General features: G+C 46.6%; 18 protein-coding genes and 1 other RNA gene. 18 read left to right on the forward strand and 1 reads right to left on the reverse strand.

All coding sequences use genetic code 11. The features are described from left to right. Positions 1 to 26 precede the first annotated feature (26 nt). From ACTO17_RS11845 to ACTO17_RS11910, 14 genes are all read left to right on the forward strand, one after another. Entirely contained in the window at positions 27 to 1,706 is a 1,680-nt protein-coding gene (locus ACTO17_RS11845; RefSeq protein ID WP_172538306.1) for a phosphoenolpyruvate carboxykinase (ATP), read from the forward strand. A 136-nt stretch (positions 1,707 to 1,842) separates the two neighbouring features. Continuing rightward, complete coding sequence (locus ACTO17_RS11850; protein WP_482558079.1) at positions 1,843 to 4,074, forward strand: L,D-transpeptidase family protein; 2,232 nt, start codon at positions 1,843 to 1,845, stop codon at positions 4,072 to 4,074. 94 nt (positions 4,075 to 4,168) lie between these two features. Then, positions 4,169 to 4,349: non-coding RNA, 6S RNA (gene ssrS, locus ACTO17_RS11855), on the forward strand. A 218-nt stretch (positions 4,350 to 4,567) separates the two neighbouring features. After that, positions 4,568 to 6,829, forward strand: coding sequence for a SpoIID/LytB domain-containing protein (locus tag ACTO17_RS11860; protein ID WP_482558080.1), 2,262 nt, complete (start codon positions 4,568 to 4,570; stop codon positions 6,827 to 6,829). 2 nt (positions 6,830 to 6,831) lie between these two features. Beyond that, positions 6,832 to 7,656: a YihY/virulence factor BrkB family protein gene (locus tag ACTO17_RS11865; RefSeq protein ID WP_482558081.1), complete on the forward strand. Its 825-nt coding sequence runs from the start codon at positions 6,832 to 6,834 to the stop codon at positions 7,654 to 7,656. 149 nt (positions 7,657 to 7,805) lie between these two features. Beyond that, the gene (locus ACTO17_RS11870) at positions 7,806 to 10,823 is read left to right on the forward strand and encodes an FtsK/SpoIIIE family DNA translocase (RefSeq protein WP_482558082.1); all 3,018 of its coding nucleotides are present in this window, start codon (positions 7,806 to 7,808) and stop codon (positions 10,821 to 10,823) included. Positions 10,824 to 10,902: 79 nt separating this feature from the next. After that, entirely contained in the window at positions 10,903 to 12,573 is a 1,671-nt protein-coding gene (locus tag ACTO17_RS11875) for a formate--tetrahydrofolate ligase (RefSeq protein WP_482558083.1), read from the forward strand. 63 nt (positions 12,574 to 12,636) lie between these two features. After that, the gene (folD, locus tag ACTO17_RS11880; protein WP_482558084.1) at positions 12,637 to 13,482 is read left to right on the forward strand and encodes a bifunctional methylenetetrahydrofolate dehydrogenase/methenyltetrahydrofolate cyclohydrolase FolD; all 846 of its coding nucleotides are present in this window, start codon (positions 12,637 to 12,639) and stop codon (positions 13,480 to 13,482) included. Positions 13,483 to 13,484: 2 nt separating this feature from the next. Beyond that, the gene (locus ACTO17_RS11885; RefSeq protein ID WP_172539479.1) at positions 13,485 to 14,642 is read left to right on the forward strand and encodes a chitobiase/beta-hexosaminidase C-terminal domain-containing protein; all 1,158 of its coding nucleotides are present in this window, start codon (positions 13,485 to 13,487) and stop codon (positions 14,640 to 14,642) included. Between the two features lie 57 nt (positions 14,643 to 14,699). Beyond that, complete coding sequence (gene pheA / locus ACTO17_RS11890) at positions 14,700 to 15,830, forward strand: prephenate dehydratase (protein WP_172539480.1); 1,131 nt, start codon at positions 14,700 to 14,702, stop codon at positions 15,828 to 15,830. 17 nt (positions 15,831 to 15,847) lie between these two features. Then, the gene (locus ACTO17_RS11895) at positions 15,848 to 17,146 is read left to right on the forward strand and encodes an ATP-binding protein (protein WP_482558085.1); all 1,299 of its coding nucleotides are present in this window, start codon (positions 15,848 to 15,850) and stop codon (positions 17,144 to 17,146) included. A gap of 40 nt (positions 17,147 to 17,186) precedes the next feature. Continuing rightward, the gene (locus ACTO17_RS11900; protein ID WP_172535436.1) at positions 17,187 to 18,719 is read left to right on the forward strand and encodes a Ppx/GppA phosphatase family protein; all 1,533 of its coding nucleotides are present in this window, start codon (positions 17,187 to 17,189) and stop codon (positions 18,717 to 18,719) included. Between the two features lie 14 nt (positions 18,720 to 18,733). Beyond that, complete coding sequence (locus tag ACTO17_RS11905) at positions 18,734 to 20,866, forward strand: RNA degradosome polyphosphate kinase (RefSeq protein WP_482558086.1); 2,133 nt, start codon at positions 18,734 to 18,736, stop codon at positions 20,864 to 20,866. 16 nt (positions 20,867 to 20,882) lie between these two features. Beyond that, positions 20,883 to 21,704: an HAD family hydrolase gene (locus ACTO17_RS11910; protein WP_482558087.1), complete on the forward strand. Its 822-nt coding sequence runs from the start codon at positions 20,883 to 20,885 to the stop codon at positions 21,702 to 21,704. Between the two features lie 408 nt (positions 21,705 to 22,112). Here ACTO17_RS11910 and ACTO17_RS11915 read toward each other — a convergent pair whose 3' ends face one another. Further along, on the reverse strand, positions 22,113 to 22,979 hold the full coding sequence (locus ACTO17_RS11915) for a PHP domain-containing protein (protein WP_482558088.1): 867 nt from the start codon (positions 22,977 to 22,979) through the stop codon (positions 22,113 to 22,115). Between the two features lie 356 nt (positions 22,980 to 23,335). Between ACTO17_RS11915 and infC the strand changes: the two genes are divergently transcribed. From infC to rpsO, 4 genes are all read left to right on the forward strand, one after another. Continuing rightward, a complete protein-coding gene (gene infC, locus ACTO17_RS11920) occupies positions 23,336 to 23,830 on the forward strand; it encodes a translation initiation factor IF-3 (protein ID WP_135988873.1) in 495 nt (164 codons plus the stop codon). 24 nt (positions 23,831 to 23,854) lie between these two features. After that, positions 23,855 to 24,052 (forward strand): 50S ribosomal protein L35, encoded by a 198-nt coding sequence (rpmI, locus tag ACTO17_RS11925; RefSeq protein WP_135988872.1) that lies wholly within the window; start codon positions 23,855 to 23,857, stop codon positions 24,050 to 24,052. Between the two features lie 24 nt (positions 24,053 to 24,076). Beyond that, a complete protein-coding gene (rplT, locus tag ACTO17_RS11930; protein ID WP_172536183.1) occupies positions 24,077 to 24,433 on the forward strand; it encodes a 50S ribosomal protein L20 in 357 nt (118 codons plus the stop codon). Between the two features lie 161 nt (positions 24,434 to 24,594). Continuing rightward, positions 24,595 to 24,861 carry a 30S ribosomal protein S15 gene (gene rpsO / locus ACTO17_RS11935; protein ID WP_482558089.1) on the forward strand — a complete coding sequence of 89 codons (267 nt, stop codon included), beginning with the start codon at positions 24,595 to 24,597 and terminating at the stop codon, positions 24,859 to 24,861. Positions 24,862 to 25,038: the final 177 nt, after the last annotated feature.

Raw genomic sequence — 25,038 nt, forward strand, 5'->3', positions numbered from 1 at the left:
TAAAATTTTAAGGAGGAAGATAAACAATGGCAACAAAGGCATATTATCCAAGAACAGAGATTGGGCCGAACAAAGTTGGTTTTGCAAAGACCCGCTCTATAATTGAAGCTGCATTCTACGGCAACAATGTAGTGAAGGTGAACACCCTGAAGGAAGCTTATGAGCTTGCTAAGAATTCTCCGGGAACTGTTGTAACAGACATGCCTGTATACAGAGGAGAGGAATTTGGTCTGGAGCCGGACGCTAAAGTATTGCTGTTCAATGACGGTTCCATTACAGGTCGTTATGCGCCTGCAAGAAGAATTACCGGCAAACCGGGTGTGAATACCACAGAACTGGATAAGATTTTGATGGATGCAGTTTATGATACCAGATGGAAAACCATGTACCATGCAGAAGTATTTATCGGCCTTGATCCGGAATTTATGGTAAAAGCCCATCTGCTGATTCCGGAAGGAGAAGAGAACCTCCTTTATTCCTGGATGCTGAACTTCCAGTATATGTCTGACAATTATGTGAAGATGTATAAATCATCCAAGCTGTATGAGAATGAGCCGGATATTTATCTCTTCTCAGATCCTCAGTGGGTTGGAACAGATAAGACAGATATCTCTGACCCCAACTGCCTGTGCTATTTCAACACAGATACCAACTGCGCAGGAATCCTTGGTATGAGATACTTCGGAGAGCATAAGAAAGGCACGCTGACACTGGCATGGGCTCTGGCTAACAGAAACGGCTACGCTTCCTGCCACGGCGGACAGAAAGAGTATACCCTGGAGGACGGCTCTAAATATGTTGCAGCTGTATTCGGATTGTCCGGATCTGGTAAGTCCACACTTACTCATGCAAAGCACAACAACAAATATCCGTCTATCAAGGTGCTTCATGACGATGCGTTTATCATCAATGCAGAGACCTGCTCTTCGGTAGCGTTAGAGCCTACTTATTTTGACAAGACAGCAGATTATCCTACCGGATGTGAAGATAACAAGTTCCTGCTGACTGCTCAGAACTGTTCTGCAACTTTAGATGAGGACGGCAAAGTAGTTCTGGTAACAGAAGATGTGCGTAACGGAAACGGACGTGCGATTAAGTCCAAATTATGGTCACCGAACCGTGTGGACAAGATTGAAGCTCCGGTAAACGCTATTTTCTGGATTATGAAAGATCCTACCATTCCGCCGGTAGTAAAATTAAAAGGAGCTTCCCTTGCATCCGTTATGGGAGCAACTCTGGCAACTAAACGTTCTACTGCAGAGAGACTTGCAGCCGGGGTAGACCCCAATGCGCTGGTAGTAGAGCCTTATGCAAACCCGTTCAGAACTTATCCGCTGGTAAATGACTATGAGAAGTTCAAATCACTGGTAGAAACCAAGAATGTAGACTGCTACATTATCAATACCGGTGAATTTATGGGCAAGAAGGTTCAGCCGAAGGATACCCTTGGCGTACTGGAAGCTATTGTTGAGAAGAAAGCAGATTTCAAACCATGGGGACCGTTCTCCGATATTGAAATCTTTGAGTGGGAAGGATTTGTACCGAATCTGTCTGACAAAGAATATGTGGAACAGTTAAAAGCACGTATGCAGGACAGACTGAATTATGTAACAAATCTGGACGAGGCAGAAGGCGGATTCAATAAGCTGCCGGAAGACGCTGCTGCAGCTATCAAGAAAGTTGTGGATGAAGCGAATACGTTATAATCAAAAGGTTTTTATGGCTCCCACAGGATACAGTTCTGTATCCTGTGGGAGAATGTATATTAGATGAAATGTATTGAAATTGTAAAGGAATTTTTTACATAATGTATAGCAGAATTGATATAATTGGAGAATTAGCATGAAAAGAAATAAGATTTTAATTACTGTGATGTGCTGTTTTCTGTTTGCGGTTTCTTTATTTGCCATGAATCAGGCGGAAGCCCAGGCGGCAGGAAATTATACATTGCAGGTAAACAAAGCCACCAATGTAGTAACTGTATTCCGAAGCGACGGCACGCCGGAGCGGGCGTTTGTTTGTTCGGTGGGGAGCGCAACCCCAATCGGAACTTTTTATACGCCCAACAAATACAGATGGCATGAACTGGACGGTCCTTCTTACGGACAGTACTGCACCCGTATTGTTGCCGGGTATCTGTTCCATTCCGTCTGGTATTACCGGAATGGGGATTATGCATCCCAGTCCTATGTACAGTATAATAAGCTGGGGACAACCGCTTCCCACGGCTGTGTCCGTCTTACCGTGGCAGATGCAAAATGGATTTATGACAACTGTCCTCTGGGAACAAAAGTTACAGTGATGTACGGTTCTTCCGCCAATGATCCTCTGGGAAAACCGGCGGCCATTAAAGTCCCCAATGTAAGAGAAGGATGGGACCCTACTGATCCAAACCCGGCCAATCCATACAGTGCGGCAATGCCGTCAATTGATACAAGCGGGGCTTCCCAGACCGTTTCCTATGGAAGCGATTTTAACCCTCTTACCGGAATTACAGCCAAAGATTCCCTTGGAAATGATATCAGCGGGAAACTGGCTTATGCCGGAAGCGTCAATACAAAACAGCTTGGAGATCACAAAATTACATACCGCGTAACAGACGCATTGGGCAGAACTGCCTATGCAGATAAGACTTACACCGTGGCAGATACTGATAAAGCCAAGATTACCGGCGTCAAGAAAAGTCTCAAAAAGGAATATAATTCCACGCTTAAATTAAAGAAGAATGTAAAGGCTAAGACAGTGACAGGCAAAAGTCTTACCAAGAAGATAAAGATTAAGATTATTTCTCCGGGAAGCAAGAAGGAGAAAACTTACAAGAAGAGTACCCTGAAGCTGAAGAAGCTTGGAACTTACAAAATCAATTACTATGTGACCAATCCGGCCAACGGTCTGGTGACAAAAGTTACCTGCAAGGTGAAGGTAAGCGATACCAAGAAGCCTAAGTTCAGCGGCGTTGCTGCACAAAAGACCGTGGAGTATAACAGTACGCTGAATCTGAAATCAGGCATAAAAGCCAAACTGGTATCCGGCAAGAATATGACTTCCAAGATTACTGTGAAGGTTCAGACGCCGGGAGGAACTGCGTTAAAGAAAATAAGCAGCAGCAAGATCAAGAGTTATAAATTTACCAAAACAGGCGATTATAAAGTGGAATATTCTGTGGCAAATCCCTACAATAAGAAAGCGGTTGCCAAAGCAGTAATGAATGTTAAAGTAAGTGATACAAAAGCGCCTGTAATTTCAGGCGTAGTGGATCAGACGGTAGCCTTTGGCGCGAAACTGAACCTGAGAACCGGTATTACTGCAAAACAGGTATCCGGCAAGAATATAACTGCCAATGTGAAGATTACCGTGACAACTCCGGCCAAGAGCACCAGCGAATTTGCCGGAACAGAGTATATCTTTACCCAGGCAGGCGTTTACACCATCGGATATTCCGTGGCAAATCCGGATAATCCCCAGGCAGTGGCGCAGGCAAGCAGGAAGATTACTGTGAACGCAGACACCCGCAAACCGGTGATTACCATTGAAAGCAGTAAGGCAAATACGGCGCTGACCGGAACACCTTATGATGTTTACGCAGGAGTGAAAGCATCTTTGGATCAGACGGATCTTACCAGCGCAGTTACGGTAAAAGTTACAAATGCCAATAATCAGACCGTTGCCGTAACCAATAAGATGGTAACCTTCACAGAAGCCGGTGTTTATACCATCACTTACACGGTGCAGAATCCCAATAACCCGGCGGTTGTTGAGACAAAGACCTTTACTGTGACTGTAAGCGTTCAGAACACAACTCCGGACGATGCGCCGGCAGTTCAGTCTGCGCCGGAATTTATGAATCCGAACCATGAGGAGCCTGCAGAAGATGGGGCAGAGCCTGAGGTTTCTGCGGAAGATGAAGTACAGCCTAAAGAAGCTGCAGAAGATGAAGTACAGCCGGACGAACCTGCAGGAGATGAACCTCAGCCGGAAGCTGAAGTTCAGCCTGAGGTCCCTGCAGAAGATACAGTAGAGCCTGAAGTTCCTGCAGAAGCTGAAGTTCAGCCAGAACCGGAGGTTTTACCTTAACTTCATCCTGTTTTTGAAACTGTTACAAATTTACATTAATTTTTAGTTGATAATCAGGACATAATAAGGTATAATCATTTATAGGCTAGAAAGTATAATCCTGGGGTGTTCGATACCCTGCTATTTTGAACCTACATTTACTTTTATGGGATTCCTACATTGCCGATTGGATGTCAGGCCGTCATAACGCAGCGGAAGGCAGAAGAGAGGTTGCGGTTACCCACCTGGCTTAGGCTAGGAGTCAAAATTGCAGGAAACGGCATTTTGGGTGTACTTTCCAGAAAAATTCTAAGGTACAAAAGACTTTTACAAAAGCGGATTAGCGCATAAGTTTCGAAAGATTCTCAAAGAAATACGAAAGATTGGAAATACAAAAGACTCTTTAGGTACGAAAGATTAATTACAAAAGAGGAGAGGCTGCTTTGGAGAAAGGCAGCCTTTTCGCTTGAATGTAAAGTGATTTCTGAATTTAAAGAAGGAACAGGAATGTTGCATGGGAAGAGGATATTCATCGAAAAGGGAGAAATATTTGACCGTATTGCTGGCAGCGCTGCTGGTGGTTTTAGCCATACTTTTTATGCAGGCTGTGATGGACGAGAAGGTAATACTGGAATACAGTAACGAGTATGTGGCAATGGCAGAACTGCCGTCGCAGCTCAGTTTTACATATTATGAAGAAGAGGAATGGAAAGAAAAGCTAAAGGAAATCAATTCCGGAAAAAATCTCAACGGCAAACTTACTTTTGGAAAACTGGAGAAGCTGCTGGAACAATTGTCTGTCCTGGAATATGTGACGTATCCTGACAAATTTTCCTGGAAACATGTCTCCCGTACAGAGTGGAATGGGGTGTATGAGCAGATTCTGGACTTACTGGATACAGAAGGAGCGGTATCTGCCACAAACCTGGTGTTTCTTACCCAGGATACAGAAAAAGCCGGAGAGGGAGAAGCATTGCAGAGGCTGACCCAGAAGGGATATTATGAAGTGGCAGAAGGCGTGGATTATTTTCATTATTATGATATGTATCAGGTTTATGTAAAAGATCAGCGTATTATCGGCGTCAGCAGCGAATGTAAAGGGCCTCTGACCTTGAAAAATGTGTTTGTGCATTCCACAGAGAATGAGAAAGCGGAGATTCTGTATGAACGGCAGAAGATTTCTCTGGATATTGACGGACTGGCGGAAGAGATTCAGGATACCATCTGCGACATGGAATGGACAGAGGGGAAAGTGACGGCAATTTATAAGAAAGAAGATATGATTTCCGGAAAAGTCCTGAGCTTTAACGAGGAACAGATTGAGATTTCCGGCTATGGAACCTTAGGACACAGCGGAGCTTTAAAAATATATAAGACTTATGGAACAGTGGAAGAACTGGATGAATCAAAGCTGGTAATCGGTAATCTGCAGGCGGATTTTGTGGTGGCAGAGAAACAGGTCTGCGGAATTATTTTAAAGGAGCCGGCTTCCATTGAGAATATCCGTGTGCTTCTGCTGAACGGGGAAAGCGAGTATCATGAGAATCCGGTGTTTGTGACCGACGGGGAAGGGATTTTAACCGTAGGGGAACGGACAGAAAAAATTGAGCCTGGAAAACCGCTGATTGCATCGGAATTCTTTGGGGAAAACCCGGATTTTTTGAAAATTGCCCTGGAAGATGAAAATGGAAGAATCTATTTTTCAGACGGAGCCGGCGCTCATGCTTCTCTGGGATACCGGGGAACCATGGAGATTCGAAAATATCAGGAAGGGTACGGCGTGGTGAACGAGCTGTCCCTGGAACAATATCTGTACGGCGTGGTTCCCAGTGAAATGCCCTCCTCCTATGAACGGGAGGCGCTGTGCGTGCAGGCGGTCTGCGCCAGAAGCTATGCCTGCATTCAGCTGATGAAAGGGGATTATGCCGCTTTGGGAGCCCATGTGGATGACAGCACCAGTTATCAGGTGTATAATAAACAGGAGGAAACGCCTCAGACCAACCTGGCGGTGGACGATACCGTGGGAGAAGTGATCAAGTATCAGGGAGAGGTTGCGGAGGCATACTTTTTCTCCACCTCCTGCGGCTATACCGGAGATATGGGCTTATGGAACAGCGGCGGTGAAGAACGGTTCGGCTATCTGCAGGGAATCTCACTTCTGGCAGAGGGAGAAGAAGCGGATATTTCCAGTGAAGAAGCTTTTGCAGAATTTATTAAGAATAAAGAAATTACTTCTTATGACAGCGGCAGCTCCTATTTCCGATGGCAGGCAGAGGTTTTGGCCCTGAAAGAGATGGAAACAGTGAACCAGGCCGTCCTGGAACGGGCGGACGCCAATGCCGGCAACGTGCAGTTTCTCAAGGCGGACGGCTCGGAAGGAAAATCTTCTGATCTGGCAGGGTTCGGGGCGTTAAGGGAAATTTCTGTGGGAGAGCGGGGAAGCGGCGGAGGCATCCGAATTCTGCGCATTTCCTATGAAAAAGGAACGGTTCAGCTGCTGACGGAATATAATATACGTTATGTACTGGGAGCTGCGGCCGGTGAAGTTACAGACAGCCAGGGAGAGCATATAGATATGAAGCTTCTGCCCAGCGCTTATTTTGCTCTGACGCCTATAGAGCAGGGATATCTTCTGCAGGGCGGCGGGTACGGACATGGAATCGGAATGAGCCAGAATGGCTCCAACGGAATGGCTAAAGCCGGTATGAACTATATGGAAATCCTGATGAAATTTTATCAGGGCATCACAATAGAAAATATTTACAATGGGGAATAATTATGTTTTGGAAGTTTGTGGCAGGAACCAGGGCTTTTCTGGCGGAATGTAAAAGAGATAATATCAGCGCATATGCGGCTCAGGCGGCATTTTTTATCATTATGTCCCTGATCCCTTTTATCATGCTGTTTATTTCTCTGATCCAGTTCACACCGGTGACAAAGAGCATGGTAATGGACATTGTGAACCGGCTGATGCCGGAGTATATTTCTCCGTTTCTCATAGGAATTATCAATGAAGTTTACAATAATTCTGTGGGAACGGCGTCTATAGCGGCGATTATGGCAGTCTGGTCGGCGGCCAAAGGGATTCACTGCGTCACGGCCGGATTGAACAGCGTCTACGACATTGAAGAGACCCGGAACTGGATTTTTCTGCGGTTTCGGGCCATTCTCTATACGCTGATGCTGGTGGTTGCAATTGTAGTTTCCCTTACGCTGATGGTGTTTGGGAACAGTCTGCAGAAATTAATCTGGAAGTACGTTCCCTTTGCGGCAGATTTTACCTGGGGGATTTTACAGCTTCGTTCTCTGATTTTACTGGCGGTGCTGATGCTTTTTTTTCTGATGCTGTTTAAAATGCTTCCCAACCGGAAAGCCTCTGTCAAACACCAGATTCCCGGCAGTGCGCTGAGCGCGGTAGGATGGTCTCTGCTGTCTTTTGGGATATCTGTCTATGTGGATTACTTTAACGGATTTTCCATGTACGGCAGCCTGACTACGATGATTCTGGTGATGATGTGGCTGTATTTCGGCATTTACATTATGCTTGTATGCGCGGAAATCAATAAGATGTATGAGGACAGCCGATTAAGGAAAGAAGGATAAAAAAGTGGTAATGACATTTCGAACTGAATGTGATAAACTGTAAATAGTGTGCCGGGACGGGGAAGTCAGAGCACAGACTGGTTCAGATATCCTGCGGTTGCGGCAGAGGACTGAGCCTGACAGAAGAACAACAGTTTGGAGGAAGTCATATGGCATCAAAACCTAAAAATACGGCAAAAGGAAGAACGGCCGGAGGAAGCAGCGGCTCTGGCAGAAAAAGCGGAGCGTCCAGAGGCGGATCTGAGGTTTCCTTTGGAAGCGAAGTAACGCTTTTGGTGATACTGGCTGTTTGTATTATAATGTTTATCAGTAATTTTGGAATCGGCGGATTCGTCGGAGAGAAGGTAAGCGGTTTTTGTTTCGGCCTGTTCGGAATGATGGCTTATCTGTTTCCCATCTGCTTTTTTGTAGGCGCCGCCTTTTTTGTGTCAAACAAAGACAACGGAATTGCCATTGTGAAACTGACGGCAGGAGTTGTCTTTGTGGTATTTCTGTGCCTTTTTATGGAACTGATTGCAGGGGATTCCAAAGAATATCAGGTGCAGAAATCTTTCCAATATGCGGTGGAGCATAAAAGCGGCGGCGGAGCGGTAGGCGGATTGCTGGCGTCATTGCTTTGTCCGGCAATTGGAGTTGCAGGGGCATATGTGGCGGATATAATTGCGCTGATTATTTCCCTGGTGCTTTTGACGGAACGTTCTTTTTTGAGCAGCGTGACCAGAGGCAGCAGGAAAGTCTATGATACGGCCAGAGAGGACGCGGCCAGGCGCAGGGAAGTGAAAGAATCCAGAAGGGAAGAGCAGATCCGGCGGAGAACAGACCGGAAGGTGGAAGGAGTTGCGCTGGATACGAAGATTGTGCCGGTGTCCTCCCGCCGTTCTGATAATATCAGTGAATTGAAGCTGCCGAAGGAAACGGAAGCGTTTTCCAGGGAGTTGAGAGAAAAATTGTTTTCCGGCCAGGAGGATATGCCAAAGAGAGCAGTTGGCAATTCAGGATGGGGGGCAGGCGAGCTCCGTTCTGCGGCTTCCATTTTGGAAATGCCTGTGAAATCGGAGCCGAAAAGCTCCAGAGAGAAAATATCAGAACCGGAACAAAAACCGGAACCCAGAACAGAGCAGATGTTTTCCGGAGATATATTTTCAGAACCGGTGGTGGTGGAAAAAGTCCGCAGAAGCCCCAGAAAGAGAAAAACCGAGCTGGATGAGGTGCTGTCAGAAGGAACCGAGCAGCTGTGGCGGCCTAAAGCCGGCGATCCGCTTTTGACCGGTGACGAACCGGTGGTGATTCACTCAGAGCCTTCCGGTGGAGCAGGACAGGAATTGCCGGAATTCGGCAGTCATATGGCAAATGGCTTTTCAGAAGCGGATTTCTCTGAGGAGGCATTTGCCGGCTTAGAGTCAGCCATTATTGCGGAGACGGATCACAGCCTGCAAACAGAACCGGAACAGGAGGAAGAGCCAGTATTTGCCGAAACATCCGATTTTAGAAATGAAATGGAAGAAACGGAGGTATCAAAGGCTGTTTCTGCAGGAATCACACAGACGGAGGCTGCCCCAGAACCAGAAGTTGCCCCGGAGCCGGAAGAAACGAGCCGCCAGGCAGAGCAGGCGGTACAGCCGGGAATGAATCGCCCGGAAGCATCGTCAGCGGCAGCAGGAGCCTCTTCTGCTGTTTTGCCGGCGCCGAAACCGGAGCTGCCAAAGAAGAGAGAATATGTGTTCCCGCCGGTTTCTCTGTTGAAAAAAGGAACCAACGCCCAGGGAGATTCCCGGAAGCATTTGCAGGAAACGGCTTTGCTGCTGCAGCAGACCTTAAAGAATTTCGGCGTCAATGTCACCATTACAGATGTAAGCTGCGGGCCCAGTGTGACGCGTTATGAGATGCAGCCGGAAATGGGCGTGAAGGTCAGCAAAATCGTAAATCTGGCAGATGATATCAAGCTGAATCTGGCAGCGGCGGATATCCGTATTGAAGCGCCTATCCCGGGAAAGGCTGCAGTGGGAATTGAGGTGCCCAACAAAGAAAACGTGATGGTGCGGTTCCGCGACATGATAGAAACAGATGAATTTCAAAGCCATAAGTCCAGGATTTGTTTTACGGCAGGAAAGGATATCGGCGGGCAGGCAGTGGTGGCGGATATTGCCAAGATGCCCCATCTTCTGATCGCAGGGGCCACCGGCTCCGGCAAATCAGTATGTATCAATACGATTATCATGAGTATCCTCTATAAAGCAGATCCGGAGGATGTGAAGCTGATTCTCATAGATCCGAAAGTGGTGGAATTAAGCGTATACAATGGAATTCCTCATCTTCTGATTCCTGTGGTCACCGATCCGAAGAAAGCGGCGGGCGCGCTGCACTGGGCCGTGGCGGAGATGATGGACCGGTATCAGAAATTTGCTGAGTGCCAGGTACGTGATTTAAAAGGATATAATCAGAAAATAGCCGCCATAGAAGCGGTGGAGGATGAAACAAAGCCGGTGAAAATGCCCCAGATTATCGTAATCGTAGACGAGCTGGCAGACCTTATGATGGTGGCTCCGGGGGATGTGGAGGATGCCATCTGCCGTCTGGCCCAGCTTGCCCGGGCAGCTGGGATTCATCTGATTATTGCCACCCAGAGGCCTTCCGTGGATGTTATTACCGGTCTGATTAAGGCGAATATGCCCTCCAGAATTGCCTTTTCCGTGTCCTCCGGCGTGGACTCCAGAACGATTCTGGATATGAACGGGGCGGAAAAGCTTCTGGGAAACGGAGATATGCTGTTTTATCCCCAGGGCTATCAGAAGCCCTTGCGTGTTCAGGGGCCTTTTGTGTCAGATCCGGAAGTGGAGGCCGTGGTGGATTTCCTGAAAAAACAGAATACTGTGGTATATAATTCAGAGATTGAGCAGAAAATGAATACAGCCTCCTCCGGTTCCGGTGTGGGCGCCGGAGGCGAGAGAGACGCTTACTTTGTGGAAGCAGGAAAATTTGTCATAGAGAAAGAGAAAGGCTCCATCGGCATGCTGCAGCGGATGTTCAAAGTGGGATTCAACCGCGCGGCGAGAATTATGGATCAGCTGGAGGAAGCCGGCGTGGTAGGGCCGGAGGAAGGGACGAAACCGAGAAAAGTGCAGATGTCCCTGACGGAATTTGAAGAATATGTGGAGGAACACATATAATTGGAATTATATCTATCATAAAGCATCAGGTTGTGATAGTATAAAGGTACATAATAAAGCATTATCATGGAGGGAAAAGATGAAAACAGATATTCAGATTGCACAGGAAGCAGAAATGATTCACATCAAAGATGTGGCGGCACAGTTGGGAATCGGGGAAGATGATCTGGAGTTATATGGAAAATATAAAGCAAAGCTGTCCAATGAGCTGATGGAGCGGGTAAAAAGCAACCCGGACGGGAAGCTGATTCTTGTGACAGCCATCAATCCCACTCCGGCAGGAGAGGGCAAAACCACCACCAGCGTAGGACTGGGCCAGGCTTTCGGCAAGCTGGGGAAGAAAGCAGTACTGGCGCTGAGAGAGCCTTCTCTCGGGCCTTGCTTCGGCATCAAAGGGGGAGCGGCCGGCGGCGGATATGCCCAGGTGGTTCCCATGGAGGATCTGAACCTGCATTTTACCGGAGATTTTCATGCCATTACTTCTGCCAATAATCTGCTTGCAGCCCTTTTGGACAACCATATTCAGCAGGGCAATGTCCTTGGCATTGATCCAAGGCAGGTGGTTTGGAAACGCTGTCTGGATATGAATGACCGTGTGCTTCGGAATATTGTGGTGGGTCTGGGAAATAAAATGGACGGAATGGTCAGGGAGGACCATTTTGTCATTACTGTGGCTTCTGAGATTATGGCAGTATTGTGTCTGGCGGAGGATATGGCGGATCTGAAAAAACGTCTGGGCCGGATGATTGTGGCTTATAATTTTGAAGGAAAGCCGGTGACGGCAGATGATTTGCAGGCTACAGGAGCCATGGCGGCGCTTTTGAAGGATGCATTAAAGCCCAATCTGATTCAGACCTTAGAGCATACGCCGGCCATTGTCCATGGAGGCCCCTTTGCCAATATCGCTCATGGCTGCAATAGTGTCCGCGCCACAAAGACAGCCCTTAAGCTGGCGGACTATGTGGTGACAGAGGCAGGATTCGGAGCGGATCTGGGCGCAGAGAAATTTATGGATATCAAGTGCAGGATGGCCGGGCTGAAACCGGACGCAGTGGTTTTAGTGGCAACCATCCGGGCGTTGAAATACAACGGGGGAGTTCCGAAAGGAGAGCTTTCCGGCGAGAATCTGGAAGCTCTGAAGAAGGGAATTGTAAATCTGGAAAAGCATATCGAAAATCTGCAGAAATATCAGGTGCCGGTGGTAGTCACACTGAATTCCTTCCTTACGGATACCCAGGCGGAGACAGCGTTTGTGGAACAGTTCTGCAGGGAGCGGGGATGTGAATTTGCCTTGTCAGAAGTATGGGAAAAAGGCGGAGAAGGCGGACTTGCACTGGCCCAAAAGGTGTTGGAAACTCTGGAAACTAAAGAGAGCAGATTTTCCCCGCTCTATCAAGACGCCCTTTCCCTTACAGAAAAGATTGAGACAGTGGCAAAAGAAATCTACGGTGCAGAGGGCGTAACTTACGCGCCGGCAGCCTTGAAAGAATTAAAGAGAATCGAAGAATTGGGAATGGGAAGCTTTCCGGTCTGTATGGCCAAAACCCAGTATTCCCTGTCGGACGATCAGACGAAGCTGGGACGTCCCTTAGGGTTTACGGTAAATGTACGGGAAGTATATGTATCGGCAGGCGCCGGTTTTGTAGTGGCGGTTACCGGGGCGATTATGACCATGCCGGGACTTGGAAAATCCCCTGCAGCCTACCAGATTGACGTGGATGACGATGGGGTAATCACAGGATTATTTTAAAGGTTTAAGACAGTACCCGGCGCAGAAACAGAGATAAAACAGTTATTACAGAAAGGAACAGCCATGGCAGTAATCATAGACGGAAAAAAGATTTCTCAGCAGATCAAGGATGAATTGAAAGAAAAGGTATCAGCATTAAAGGCAGAAGGGAAAACAGGCGCTCTTGCAGTGATTCAGGTGGGCGCGGACCCGGCTTCCAGTGTATATGTCCGAAATAAGAAAAATGCCTGTGCCTATATTGGAATAGAGTCTCTGGCTTACGAACTGCCGGAAGAGACAACAGAGGAAGAATTGCTGCATTTAATTCAGGAATTAAATGAAAAAGAGAAGGTCAGGGGAATTCTGGTTCAGCTTCCCCTTCCCGGCCATATCTGCCAGGAGAAAGTGATTCAGGCCATCAGCCCTGAAAAAGATGTGGATGGGTTTCATCCTGAGAGCGTAGGAAATATGACCATTGGGGCGCCGGGCTTTCTGTCCTGTACGCCGGCCGGAATTATTCAGCTTTTGAAACGCTCGGACATTGAAATCGCAGGAAAGCACTGCGTAGTCGTCGGCAGAAGCAATATTGTGGGAAAACCAATGGCTCTTTTGATGCTTCGGGAGAACGCCACCGTTACGGTGACCCATTCCAGAACCAGAAATCTGCCGGAAATCTGCCGGCAGGCGGATATTTTAATTGTGGCTGTGGGAAAACCGCAGTTTATCGGCGCAGAGTATGTGAAGGAAGGCGCAGCCGTGATTGACGTGGGAATCCACCGGGATGAAAATAATAAATTATGCGGAGATGTGAAATTCGATGAGGTAATGCCCCGGGCTTCTGCCATTACGCCGGTTCCGGGGGGCGTAGGCCCTATGACCATTGCAATGCTGATGAATAACTGTGTGCAGAGCATAGAAGAGGGCAGATAAGAATGAAATGTGCAAATTGCGGCGCAGAGCTGAAAGTGGGATGTGTGTATTGCTCCGTCTGCGGAACAGAGGCCCAGATTGTATCAGATTATAATCTTCTGGAAGATGATTTCTTACGGGGGCTTCTGAAAGAAAAGAAGGAAAAGATCCATAAGAAGCATTTGTCAGAAAAGAAGAAAAAAACCCGGATGGAGCAGCAGTCAAAGGGGAAAGAAGAAGCCCCGGGAAAACAGAAAATCAGGAAAAAGAAAAAACCGATATGGATTCTGGCAGTGGCGGTTTTGTTGATTTTGGTTCTGGCAATTGTGATTTTACTGCAGTATACCTGGAATAATTCCTATGATCACCAGATGAAAAAGGCGGAAAGCTACCAGAGCAGGAAAGATTACCGGAATGCAGAGAAATGTTTGAAACGGGCGCTGGAATTAGACAGCAGCAGTGAGGACGCAAGGGCCCGTCTGGCAGAGCTTTACATTCAGCAGGAAGAATTTGAAAAAGCCAGGGAACTGCTGTTGGAATTACTGGCTCAGGACGAAGAAAATCAGGAGATCTATGAGAGATTAATTCAGGTTTATGCGGCTCTTGAGAATTATCAGGCCATTGAAGAGCTGGGCAGGAATATTACAGATGTGGAAATTCTGGAGCTCTTTGAGGGTTATCTGGCAAAGCCGCCGGTCTTTCAACCGGAGGGCGGCACCTATCAGGAAGAAATTGAAGTGGAACTTACCGGAGACAGCGACTGCAGGATTTATTATACGCTGGATGGCTCTGACCCAAAAGAGGGAACGGAATATACAGGCCCGATTTTACTGGAATCTGGGAAAAATCTATGGATTCGGGCAATTTCCTGCAATAAATTCGGCGTGTACGGAGAGGAAGAGCAGGAGCGTTTTACAATCAGATTAAAGAAACCGGATACGCCTCATGTGACGCCTTCAGGCGGAAGTTTTTATGCACCTCAGACCATTGCCGTAACGGCTCCGGAGGGGTGCAGGATTTACTATACCTGGGATGGAACAGCGCCGACGCGGGAATCAGAACAGTATACGGAGCCCATTGGCATGCCGGAGGGAAATAATGTGCTCTCACTGATTCTGGTGGATAAATACGGCATGGCTTCAGATGTGCTGAAGTGCAATTATGTGTATATCCCCCAGTAAGGAGCGGATTGGCAGATGGAGTGTATTTGGATTTCAGAGATAACAAGGATGTGACATATGAAAGAGTTAAGTAAAATCCGGGAGGAAATTGATGAAATAGACAGTCAGATTGCGGCTTTGTATGAAGCCAGAATGCGGCTGACAGGAGAAGTTGCAGAATATAAGCTGTCGGTGGGAAAGCCGGTGCTGGATAAGACCCGGGAAAAAGAGAAACTGGAAAAAGTCAAAGGCCTGGTGCAGTCTGAAGAGAACCGCTACGGCGTGGGAGAGCTTTTTGAGCAGATTATGGCGTTGAGCCGCAGGCGTCAGTATCAGATGATGATTCAGCACGGTCAGGGGCGGGATATGGGATTTACCCAGGTGGACCGCCTGCCCTTTGAAACAAACAAAGTGGTGTACCAGGGGACGGAAGGAGCTTACAGCCAGCTTGCCATGAAAGCTTATTTCGGGGAAGAGATTGACAGTTACCATGTGGAAACCTGGCGGGACGCCATGGAGGCCATCAGCAGCGGGCAGGCAGATTATGCAGTGCTGCCCATTGAGAATTCTTCCGCCGGAATCGTGGGGGAAAATTTTGACCTGCTGGTGGAATACGACAACTGCATTGCGGCGGAGCAGACCATTAAAGTGGAACATGCCCTTTTGGGGCTTCCCGGCAGCAGTCTTTCCGATATCACTCATGTATATTCTCATCCCCAGGCGTTGATGCAGAGCGTGGATTTTCTGGAGCAGCATAAGGACTGGAAGCAGAAGAAAATGAAAAATACGGCTGTGGCGGCTAAGAAAATTGTGGAGGACGGGCTGAACTGTCAGGCGGCCATAGCAAGCACAGTGACAGCAGAGATTTACGGCCTGGATATTTTACAGAACAATATCAATTACAGTGACGAAAACAGCACCAGATTCATTATAGTTTCCGGCAAAAAAATCTGCTTAAAGGAAGCAAAGAAGGTGAGTATCTGTTTTGAGATATCTCACGAAAGCGGCTCGTTGTACCACATGCTTTCCCATTTTATTTTTAATAACCTGAATATGGTAAAGATCGAGTCCAGGCCCATTAAGGATAAGAGCTTTGAATATCGGTTTTTTGTGGACATGGAAGGAAATCTGGGGGACGGAGCGGTACAGAATGCATTGAAGGGACTTAAGGAAGGCGCATTATATCTGAAGGTTCTTGGGAATTATTAGTGACAGAGGGTTTGGCGATGAAAAGTACGGAAAAATTAATTTTATACCGGGAGTTTGATAAGGACAGGATTTTTAAAGATTTTACCAGGGTGGCGGAGCAATCCAAAGAAAAGCTGTCGGGAGACAGGTTAGAGGAACTGCAAAATCTGTGCTATGAAGTTTTGCATGAACTGGTGGAGCTTTCTGCAAGCCATGGATTTGAAGGGAATCTCTGGCAGAATTACCTGACGTTTCTGTTGGTAAACCATGAAAACGCTTACAGTGTTTCCTGTGAAATCAAGGGAAAGATTCAGGGAAGCATCAATGGACTGGCCCTTCATGATTTTGCAGTGTTCAAGGAATTGTTTGATATAGATTTGGAAAAACTGGGGGAGGCCCTTGAGCTTCCTGAGCTTCAAATCATAAAGAACTACAGGCGGGCAGAGCAGGACGGAACTGTCTTTAACCGCAGAATCCGGGACAGGATTTGCCAGCTGAGTGTCCGGCTGGAGCGGACAGGTACTCCGGAGGAATTTAAGGATGAGGTAACGGAATTCTACCGGGAATTCGGCGTGGGAAAACTGGGCCTGCATAAAGCCTTCCGCATTGAACATGAGAAGGATGAGGTGAAGATTGCGCCCATTACCAATATTGCCCATGTCCATCTGGACGATTTGATTGGATATGAGTCAGCCAAGAAGAAGCTGACAGACAATACAGAAGCCTTTGTCAACGGAAAACAGGCCAATAACTGCCTGCTGTTCGGGGATGCGGGAACCGGGAAATCCACCAGTGTAAAAGCTGTGATTAATCAGTATTACAGCCAGGGGCTTCGGATGATTGAGATTTACAAGCATCAGTTTCAGGATTTAAACAGCGTGATTGCCCAGGTGAAAAACAGGAATTATAAATTTATTATTTATATGGATGATCTGTCTTTTGAGGAGTTTGAGACGGAGTATAAATATTTAAAAGCAGTGATTGAAGGCGGATTGGAGAAAAAACCGGACAATGTATTGATTTACGCCACCTCAAACCGCCGTCATCTGGTAAGGGAAAAATTCAGCGATAAGGCGGATCGGGATGATGAGCTTCATACCAGTGATACGGTACAGGAGAAATTATCCCTGGTGGCCAGATTCGGCGTTACAATTTACTTCGGCAAGCCAGACAAAAAAGAATTCCAGGATATAGTGAAAAATCTTGCAAAGCGGCATCAGATTCAGATGGGGGAAGAGGAGCTTTTGGCAGAAGCGAATAAATGGGAGTTAAGCCACGGAGGGCTTTCAGGCAGAACGGCTCAGCAGTTTATCAATTATCTGTTGGGAAAACAGTAGTTCAGGCTTTGCCGGCGTCATCCGGCAGAAAGGAACGGGTATGAAGATTACGACATTTGCAGCAATTTATATCGGCTCATATGAAGTGAGTCTGAAAGTATTTGAGATTTCCGCCAACCGGAAAATACGTTCCATTGATTATGTGCGGAGTCATGTGGAGCTTGGCCGGGATGCCTTTGGAAAAGGGGTGATCGGATATGAGCTGGTGGAGGAGCTCTGTCAGATTTTAAAAGAATTCCATACGATTATGGAGGGCTACAAAGTAGATGATTACGAGGCTTATGCAGGAAATGTGTTCCGGAATGTGAGCAACAAGCTGTTTATCCTGGATCAGATCCGGCTGCGCACAAAGATTGAAGTGACGGTTTTGAGCAATTCAGAACACCGGCTGATGGATTATAAGTCCCTGGCCGTGCTGCCAAAGTTCGAAAAGATGATACAAAAAGGGGCTGCCGTGGTGAATGTAGGCGGCGGAAGCATGCAGATTACACTGTTTCGGAAGGGCACAGCCATTACCACTCAGCACATTGAGCTTGGAATTATGCGTATCCGGGAAAAGCTGTCCAAGATTGAAAACCTGGTTTCCCATTACGAAACCCAGATTCAGGAGTTGATTGACAAGGAACTGGAGATTTTCAAGCGGATTTATATGCGTGATCTGGAAATGAAATATGTGATTATCATGGGGGACTATGTGGGGGAGATGACGAAAGGCTTCTCCAAAAAGGCGGAGGACGGCACCATTGAGACAGAGCGTTTCTTAAAGCTTCTGAATAAATGGTATAAAAAATCCGCCGAGGAGATTTCTCTGGAGTTAAATCTGGCCAATGAACACGATCCGCTGATTCTGCCCTCCGTGGTGCTGTATAAACGTCTGAGCGAAGAATTAAACGCCAAATCCATCTGGGTGCCGGGGGTAAATATCAGTGACGGAATTGCCTGCGCCTATGCGGAAAAGAACCGCATGATTTACTTTGAGCATGATTTTGAGGAAGACGTACTGGCGGCTGCCAGGAATCTGGCGGAACGTTACCAGGGTTATTCCAGTCATACAGAAGCAGTGTTGAATCTGACGGTCACCATTTTTGACGCGATGAAAAAGGTTCATGGGATGGGAAAACGGGAGCGGCTTCTTCTGCAGGTTGCGGCAATTCTTCATGACTGCGGCCGTTACATCAGCCTTGTAAATCAGTCAGAATGCTCGTATCAGATTATTATGGCTACAGAGATTATCGGAATGACCCATTTAGAGCGGGAAATTGTGGCCAGCGCCGTAAAATACAATTCTCAGCCGCTGCAGCCTTACGGCAGCGTCAGCGACAAAATGGATCAGGAGGATTATATGGTAGTGTCCAAACTGACAGCTATGCTTAAGATTGCCAATGCCATGGACAGAAGCCATAAGCAGAAATTCCGGAATATCAAAGCGTCTTTACAGGAGAGGGAACTGGTGATTACGGTGGAATCTTCCGAGAGTATCGTACTGGAAAAAGGTCTTTTTTCCGCATATGCCAATTCTTTTGAAGAGATTTTCAGCGTGAAGCCAAGAATAAGAGAAAAGAAAGTGTTTTAAGGGAGGTTACGGCTATGGACAGAGATAAGGATTTTCTGAATCCGGCATATTATGAAAACCGGGAACTGAGCTGGCTGAAATTTGACCAGAGGGTATTAAATGAAGCAAGGGATAAGAATATTCCGCTGCTGGAACGGCTGAAATTTGTCAGCATTACGTCATCAAATCTGGATGAATTTTTTATGGTCCGGGTGGCTTCTCTGAAAGACATGGTTCATGCAGGCTATAAGAAAAAAGACATTGCCGGAATGACTGCAAAAGAGCAGCTTGAGGCCATCAATAAAGACACCAGGGCATTGGTGGAGACTCAGTACAGCACTTATAACCGTTCTCTGGTGCCCCTGTTACATAATCACGGAATTGACATTTTATCAGCCTATGAGGAGTTAAACGAAGCCCAGGGAGATTATGTGGACCGCTATTTTGAAGAAACGGTATATCCGGTGTTAACCCCTATGGCAGTGGACGCCTCCCGGCCGTTTCCCCTGATTCGAAATAAGTCTTTGAATATTGCGGCATTGCTGATGAAAAAGGGGGACAAGAAAGAGGAACTGGAATTTGCCACGGTACAGGTGCCCTCCGTGCTTCCAAGAATTGTCCGGATTCCTGCTTCGGAAGAGGAAAACAAAACCTTTATTCTGCTGGAGCAGATTATTGAGCGCAATATCCACCGGCTGTTTCTGAATTATCATGTGGTATGCGCCTATCCTTACCGGATTATGAGAAATGCGGATTTGACCATTGATGAAGATGAAGCGGAGGATTTGCTGCAGGAAATTCAGAAACAGTTAAAGAAGCGCCAGTGGGGAGAAGTGATCCGCCTTGAGGTGGAAGAGAAGATTGACAAACGGCTGCTTGGAATTCTCAAAGAGGATCTGCACATTGCCCAGGAGGATATTTTCAAGATCAACGGGCCTCTGGATTTGACTTTTCTGATGAAAATGTACGGAATCGAAGGGGAGGATGAACTGCGTTATGATCCCTATAAGCCTCAGCGGGTGCCGCAGATTGTGCCTGGAGAAGATATTTTTGAAGCCATCCGCAAAGGAGATATCTTACTGCATCATCCGTACCAGACCTTTGATCCGGTGGTGGATTTCATTAAGCAGGCTTCGGCAGATCCGGATGTTCTTGCTATCAAACAGACCCTTTACCGCGTCAGCGGCAATTCGCCGATTATTGCTTCTCTGGCCCAGGCGGCAGAGAACGGCAAGCAGGTGTCGGTGCTGGTGGAGCTGAAAGCCCGTTTTGACGAGGAAAACAACATTGTCTGGGCGAAGAAGCTGGAAAAAGCAGGGTGCCATGTTATCTATGGACTGGTAGGGCTGAAAACCCACAGCAAGATTGCGCTGGTGGTGCGCCGGGAGGAGGACGGCATCCGCCGGTATGTGCATCTGGGAACCGGAAATTACAATGATTCCACGGCCAAATTATACACGGATCTGGGTATGTTTACCTGTTCAGAGGCAATCGGGGAGGATGCAACGGCAGTCTTTAACATGCTGTCCGGCTATTCTGAGCCGGCTTCCTGGAATAAACTTGTAGTGGCGCCCATCTGGCTGCGCAAACGGTTCTTAAAGCTGATCAAACGGGAAATGAAGCATGCCCAGGCGGGAAGAGAAGCTTTTATCAAAGCCAAAATGAATTCTCTCTGCGATCGGGATATTATTGCGGCTCTGTATGAGGCTTCTGCGGCAGGAGTGAGAATAGAACTGGTGGTGCGGGGCATCTGCTGCCTGAAGGTGGGAATTCCCGGCGTCAGCGAAAATATTACCGTGCATTCCATTGTGGGCAATTTCTTAGAGCACAGCCGTATTTTCTGGTTTCATAATGACGGCCAGGAGGAGATTTACATGGGAAGCGCAGACTGGATGCCGAGAAATCTGGACCGCAGGGTGGAGATTATGTTTCCGGTGGAAAATGAGAAGCTGATGGATCAGGTGCGCCATGTATTATCCACTCAGCTTGCGGATAATACAAAAGCCCATGTTTTGCAGCCGGACGGAAAGTATGATAAAATAGACAAAAGGGGAAAGAAACTGGTGAATTCACAGCAGCTGTTCTGTGAGGAAGCCCAAAGAGCCATTCCGAAAACAGTGAATGTATATCAGGAAAGGGTGTTTATCCCGGCAGAGCCGGTGGAATGAGAGTGGAGGAATTTTTATGAAGCATAAAATATTGTTTACGGATCTGGATGAAACATTGTTGAACCGCGACAAAACCATATCTAAGGAGAATCGGGACGCAATTGCCAGAATGCTGGAGCAGGGCCATGATTTTGTTCTGATGACCGGAAGGCCCATTGCAACTGCAAGGATTGCGGTAAAAGAGCTTGGGCTCACATTTCCGAGATGCTATATGGTGGCTTTTAACGGAGCAGTGGTGTACGACTGTGTGGCAGACAGGATTCTGGCAGAGCGCACCCTTCCCATGGAAGTGGCCAAGGATGTAATTCTCGAAGCCCACAAAGCGGGAATTTATGTACAGAGTTATCAGCAGGATACAATTCTCGCTGAAACGCACGGACGGGAACTGGATTTTTACCTGAAAAATGCAAGAATGAAGTATCGGTTGGTGGATGATATTTACGGAAGTCTGGAACAGGAGCCTTATAAAGTGCTGCTGCTGGATGTGGATGATCAGGAAAGGCTTCTGAAATTCCGGGAACAGCATCCGGAGCTTTTGGAGCGCAGCAATTGCTTTTTCTCCTGCAATGAATATCTGGAATACTGCCCCAAAGACACAGATAAGGGAAGCGGCGTGAAATATATCAGCAAATTCCTGAACGTTCCAATTGAACATACAGTCGCAGCAGGAGATGAACGCAACGATATCCCAATGATTCAGGCGGCCCATGTGGGCGTGGCGGTGAAAAACGGCCATAAAGAACTGCGGGAAGCGGCTGATTATGTGACGGAACATGACAATGAGCACGGGGCCATTGCGGAGATTATTGAGAAATTTATTTTAAATGATGATGTGTAAGGGGATGGAAGAGCAGTTTCTCAGGATGGAAGAGCAGTTGGAGGTTTTATAATAGAAAAATGCAAACAGGTTGTAGAGGGCGGTAGGAGTGGAGCTCAGCCTGAACATATGGAAAAAGTCAAGTTAAAGGATCATTATGGCTTAGTACTACAGTGAACGTTTTATATTTGAATACGGACAGAACTACCGGATTGCCCTTTGACACATAAACTGGGCAGCGTTCCGGCGAATTAACTGCTAACTGCGTCTAAGGGGCTATCGGGAAATAGATAGCCCCTTATGAATTACCCGACTGGATGTGTATGTGCTGTGCAAGTTGTGTATTTTGAAATATAAACTCGGCAATTTTGTCAAAACGCTGACTGGTTTGTATGCGACAGCCCCGTTTCCAAAATATTAAATCATTCCTTACAGCTTCAAATCCTGCTTCGCCTCTTTGATGCGTTCCAGAATTTCATAAGGAATCCTCAGATTCCCCTTCCCTGCGCCAAGCTGAATCTGCGGCTTATTGGAGCCGTGGAAATCAGAACCCCCGCTGATCAGCAAACCGAATTCTTCTGCGAGCTTTATCATGTTCTGTTCATCACCGGGAGCATTCAGAGAATAAATGGCTTCCAGTCCGGTTAAACCGGCTTCTTTCAGGCTCTTAATAAAAAACCGGAGATTGTCTTGGCTCATGCGGCACAGAACCGGGTGGGCAAAAAAGGCAAGTCCGCCTCCAAGCTGAATCAGCCGGACGGCTTCAAAGGGCGTGATTTTTTTCCGGGGAACATAACATTTGCAGCCGTAGCCCAGATATTCGGCAAATACTGTTTCCCGATCTTTGACAAAGCCATGCTCCACCAGATATCTGGCAAAATGAGCCCGGGTGATAACGCTGTCCGGATTTTCCGCCGTCAGAGCGTCTATGGTGATGTCAAATCCTTCCTGTTCCAGAAGCTCGGCCATTTTTTCATTCCGTTTGTCTCTGGTATCCACAAATTCTTTTAACTGCTTTAAAAATTCCGGCTGCGTTGTATCAATATAGTAGCCCAGAATATGGACCTCCTGGCCCTGATAGTCTGTGGACAGCTCTACGCCGGGAACAAATTCCAATCCAAGGGCTTCGGCAATGGGCCGGGCTTTTTCAATTCCGCTGATAGCGTCATGATCCGTAAGGGCAACCGCGGACAGCCCGCATTCTTGGGCGTGTTTCATCAGCTCTTCCGGCGTCAGAGTTCCGTCTGATTCAGTGGAGTGGGTATGGAGATCAATTAATTTTTCATGTTCAGTCATAATCATCCTCTTTTCATGTTGTAAAATGGTTCTGTTATGATGGTATCAGAAATCGGCAGATTTGAAAAGCAGAATATCAAAATTACCGAAAAAACCCTTGACACTCATGGAAAAACATGATAAACTCACAGAGTTGTAGGAAAAGAAAGTAGAGTATCCACTCTCACCGTAGCACAAGCGCGTGACTAATGGTTCATATTTGAAACAATCCGTCTGCATCATCCATCAGGAAATTTTTCCGGGAGTTGTGAGTTATGATACAGAATGCGGTTCAGTTCAATTATTTAGTGGATAGTCTGTCTATTCACTTTTTTTGTGAAATTAATTTTTGGAGGTGCAAGACCATTAGCGAGTTAATGATTAATGAACAAATCAAAGATAAGGAAGTTCGTCTAATCGGAGAAGACGGAGAACAGCTTGGCATTATGCCAGCCAGGGAAGCGATGAAAATTGCCAGAGAAGCAGAACTTGATTTGGTAAAGATCGCCCCTACTGCAAAGCCGCCGGTATGTAAGATTATCGATTACGGCAAGTATAAATATGAACTTGTGAGAAAAGAAAAAGAAGCCAGGAAAAAGCAAAAAACTGTTGAAATTAAAGAAATCCGTTTGTCACCCAATATTGAAACAAATGATTTGAACACAAAAATTAATGCAGCAAAGAAATTTATTTCAAAGGGCAATAAAGTAAAGATCACCCTGCGCTTCCGGGGAAGGGAAATGGCGCATATGCAGAGCAGCAGGCATATTCTGGATGATTTTGCAGAACATTTATCAGATATTGCTACAGTAGAAAAAGCTCCCAAGCTGGAAGGCAGGAGTATCAGCATTGTGCTGACAGAAAAGAAATAACTGGAGTTTAAGGAGGAACTAAAAATGCCAAAAATGAAAACAAGCAAATCAGCAGCAAAACGTTTTAAGAAAACAGGTACTGGAAAATTAAAAAGGAATAAAGCTTATAAAAGTCATATCTTAACCAAGAAATCTCCGAAGAGAAAGAGAAATCTGAGGAAATCCACAATTACAGACGCTACCAATGTTAAGAATATGAAAAAGATTTTACCATATTTGTAAGAATGAGTTAAGGAGGAAGAAATCATGGCAAGAATAAAAGGTGGATTAAACGCCAGAAAAAAACATAATAGAGTATTGAAACTGGCAAAGGGATACAGAGGAGCGCGTTCCAAACAGTACCGTGTGGCAAAACAGTCTGTCATGAGAGCATTGACAAGTTCTTATGCAGGCAGGAAACAGAGGAAAAGACAGTTCCGTCAGTTATGGATTGCCCGTATCAATGCAGCGGCGAGGATGAATGGAATCTCCTACAGTCAGTTTATGCATGGACTGAAGCTGGCAGGCGTGGAAGTAAACCGCAAGATGTTGGCAGAACTGGCAGTAAACGATGCAGAAGGCTTTGCAACACTGGCAGAACTGGCAAAGAGCAAAGTGGCTTAAGGTATTTACAAGGCCCGCAAGCTGTGCTATAATAGCAGACGGCAAGCTGGAGAGACTTGCATAGAAGATGAGAAGCCCATATTCGGTAACCGGACACTCCGACCGTTACTTAATATCTCATAAGATTTGGGCGATAATAATATTGAGGAGGTTATCAGAAGATGATAGCAAAAGAAAAGAAACAGGCAATTATTGCAGAATACGCAAGAACACCGGGCGATACAGGTTCACCGGAAGTTCAGGTAGCAATCCTGACAGCCAGAATTCAGGAATTAACAGAGCATCTGAAAGAGAATCCGAAGGATCATCATTCCAGACGCGGATTGCTGAAAATGGTAGGACAGAGACGCGGTATGCTTGATTACCTGAAGAGATCAGATATCCAAAGATATCGTAGCTTAATCGAACGTTTAGGAATCAGAAAGTAGTTCCTTTCATGAAATAGAGCGGTTTTCCGCTCTATTTCTAATGTTAAGGTCTCAAAACATGGAAATGTCTTTTGCAGGGCACAGGGCAGAAAGAAGTCCCGAGACCACTGAACTGTATATAATTCACTTGTATATAGTTCAGTAGTTTCGGTATCTTCTGCAGCATGTTTGATTCCG

Source organism: Petralouisia sp., assembly GCF_056822245.1.

Bases quoted from the DNA above. Each gene is read 5' to 3' on its own strand.
- rplT (WP_172536183.1), top strand. From the start codon at position 24,077: ATGGCAAGAATAAAAGGTGGATTAAACGCCAGAAAAAAACATAATAGA.
- ACTO17_RS11905 (WP_482558086.1), top strand. From the start codon at position 18,734: ATGGACAGAGATAAGGATTTTCTGAATCCGGCATATTATGAAAACCGG.
- ACTO17_RS11900 (WP_172535436.1), top strand. From the start codon at position 17,187: ATGAAGATTACGACATTTGCAGCAATTTATATCGGCTCATATGAAGTG.
- pheA (WP_172539480.1), top strand. From the start codon at position 14,700: ATGAAAGAGTTAAGTAAAATCCGGGAGGAAATTGATGAAATAGACAGT.
- ACTO17_RS11860 (WP_482558080.1), top strand. From the start codon at position 4,568: ATGGGAAGAGGATATTCATCGAAAAGGGAGAAATATTTGACCGTATTG.
- ACTO17_RS11885 (WP_172539479.1), top strand. From the start codon at position 13,485: ATGAAATGTGCAAATTGCGGCGCAGAGCTGAAAGTGGGATGTGTGTAT.
- rpmI (WP_135988872.1), top strand. From the start codon at position 23,855: ATGCCAAAAATGAAAACAAGCAAATCAGCAGCAAAACGTTTTAAGAAA.
- ACTO17_RS11865 (WP_482558081.1), top strand. From the start codon at position 6,832: ATGTTTTGGAAGTTTGTGGCAGGAACCAGGGCTTTTCTGGCGGAATGT.
- ACTO17_RS11910 (WP_482558087.1), top strand. From the start codon at position 20,883: ATGAAGCATAAAATATTGTTTACGGATCTGGATGAAACATTGTTGAAC.
- folD (WP_482558084.1), top strand. From the start codon at position 12,637: ATGGCAGTAATCATAGACGGAAAAAAGATTTCTCAGCAGATCAAGGAT.
- ACTO17_RS11850 (WP_482558079.1), top strand. From the start codon at position 1,843: ATGAAAAGAAATAAGATTTTAATTACTGTGATGTGCTGTTTTCTGTTT.
- ACTO17_RS11915 (WP_482558088.1), bottom strand. From the start codon at position 22,979: ATGACTGAACATGAAAAATTAATTGATCTCCATACCCACTCCACTGAA.
- ACTO17_RS11875 (WP_482558083.1), top strand. From the start codon at position 10,903: ATGAAAACAGATATTCAGATTGCACAGGAAGCAGAAATGATTCACATC.
- ACTO17_RS11870 (WP_482558082.1), top strand. From the start codon at position 7,806: ATGGCATCAAAACCTAAAAATACGGCAAAAGGAAGAACGGCCGGAGGA.
- ACTO17_RS11895 (WP_482558085.1), top strand. From the start codon at position 15,848: ATGAAAAGTACGGAAAAATTAATTTTATACCGGGAGTTTGATAAGGAC.
- rpsO (WP_482558089.1), top strand. From the start codon at position 24,595: ATGATAGCAAAAGAAAAGAAACAGGCAATTATTGCAGAATACGCAAGA.
- infC (WP_135988873.1), top strand. From the start codon at position 23,336: ATGATTAATGAACAAATCAAAGATAAGGAAGTTCGTCTAATCGGAGAA.
- ACTO17_RS11845 (WP_172538306.1), top strand. From the start codon at position 27: ATGGCAACAAAGGCATATTATCCAAGAACAGAGATTGGGCCGAACAAA.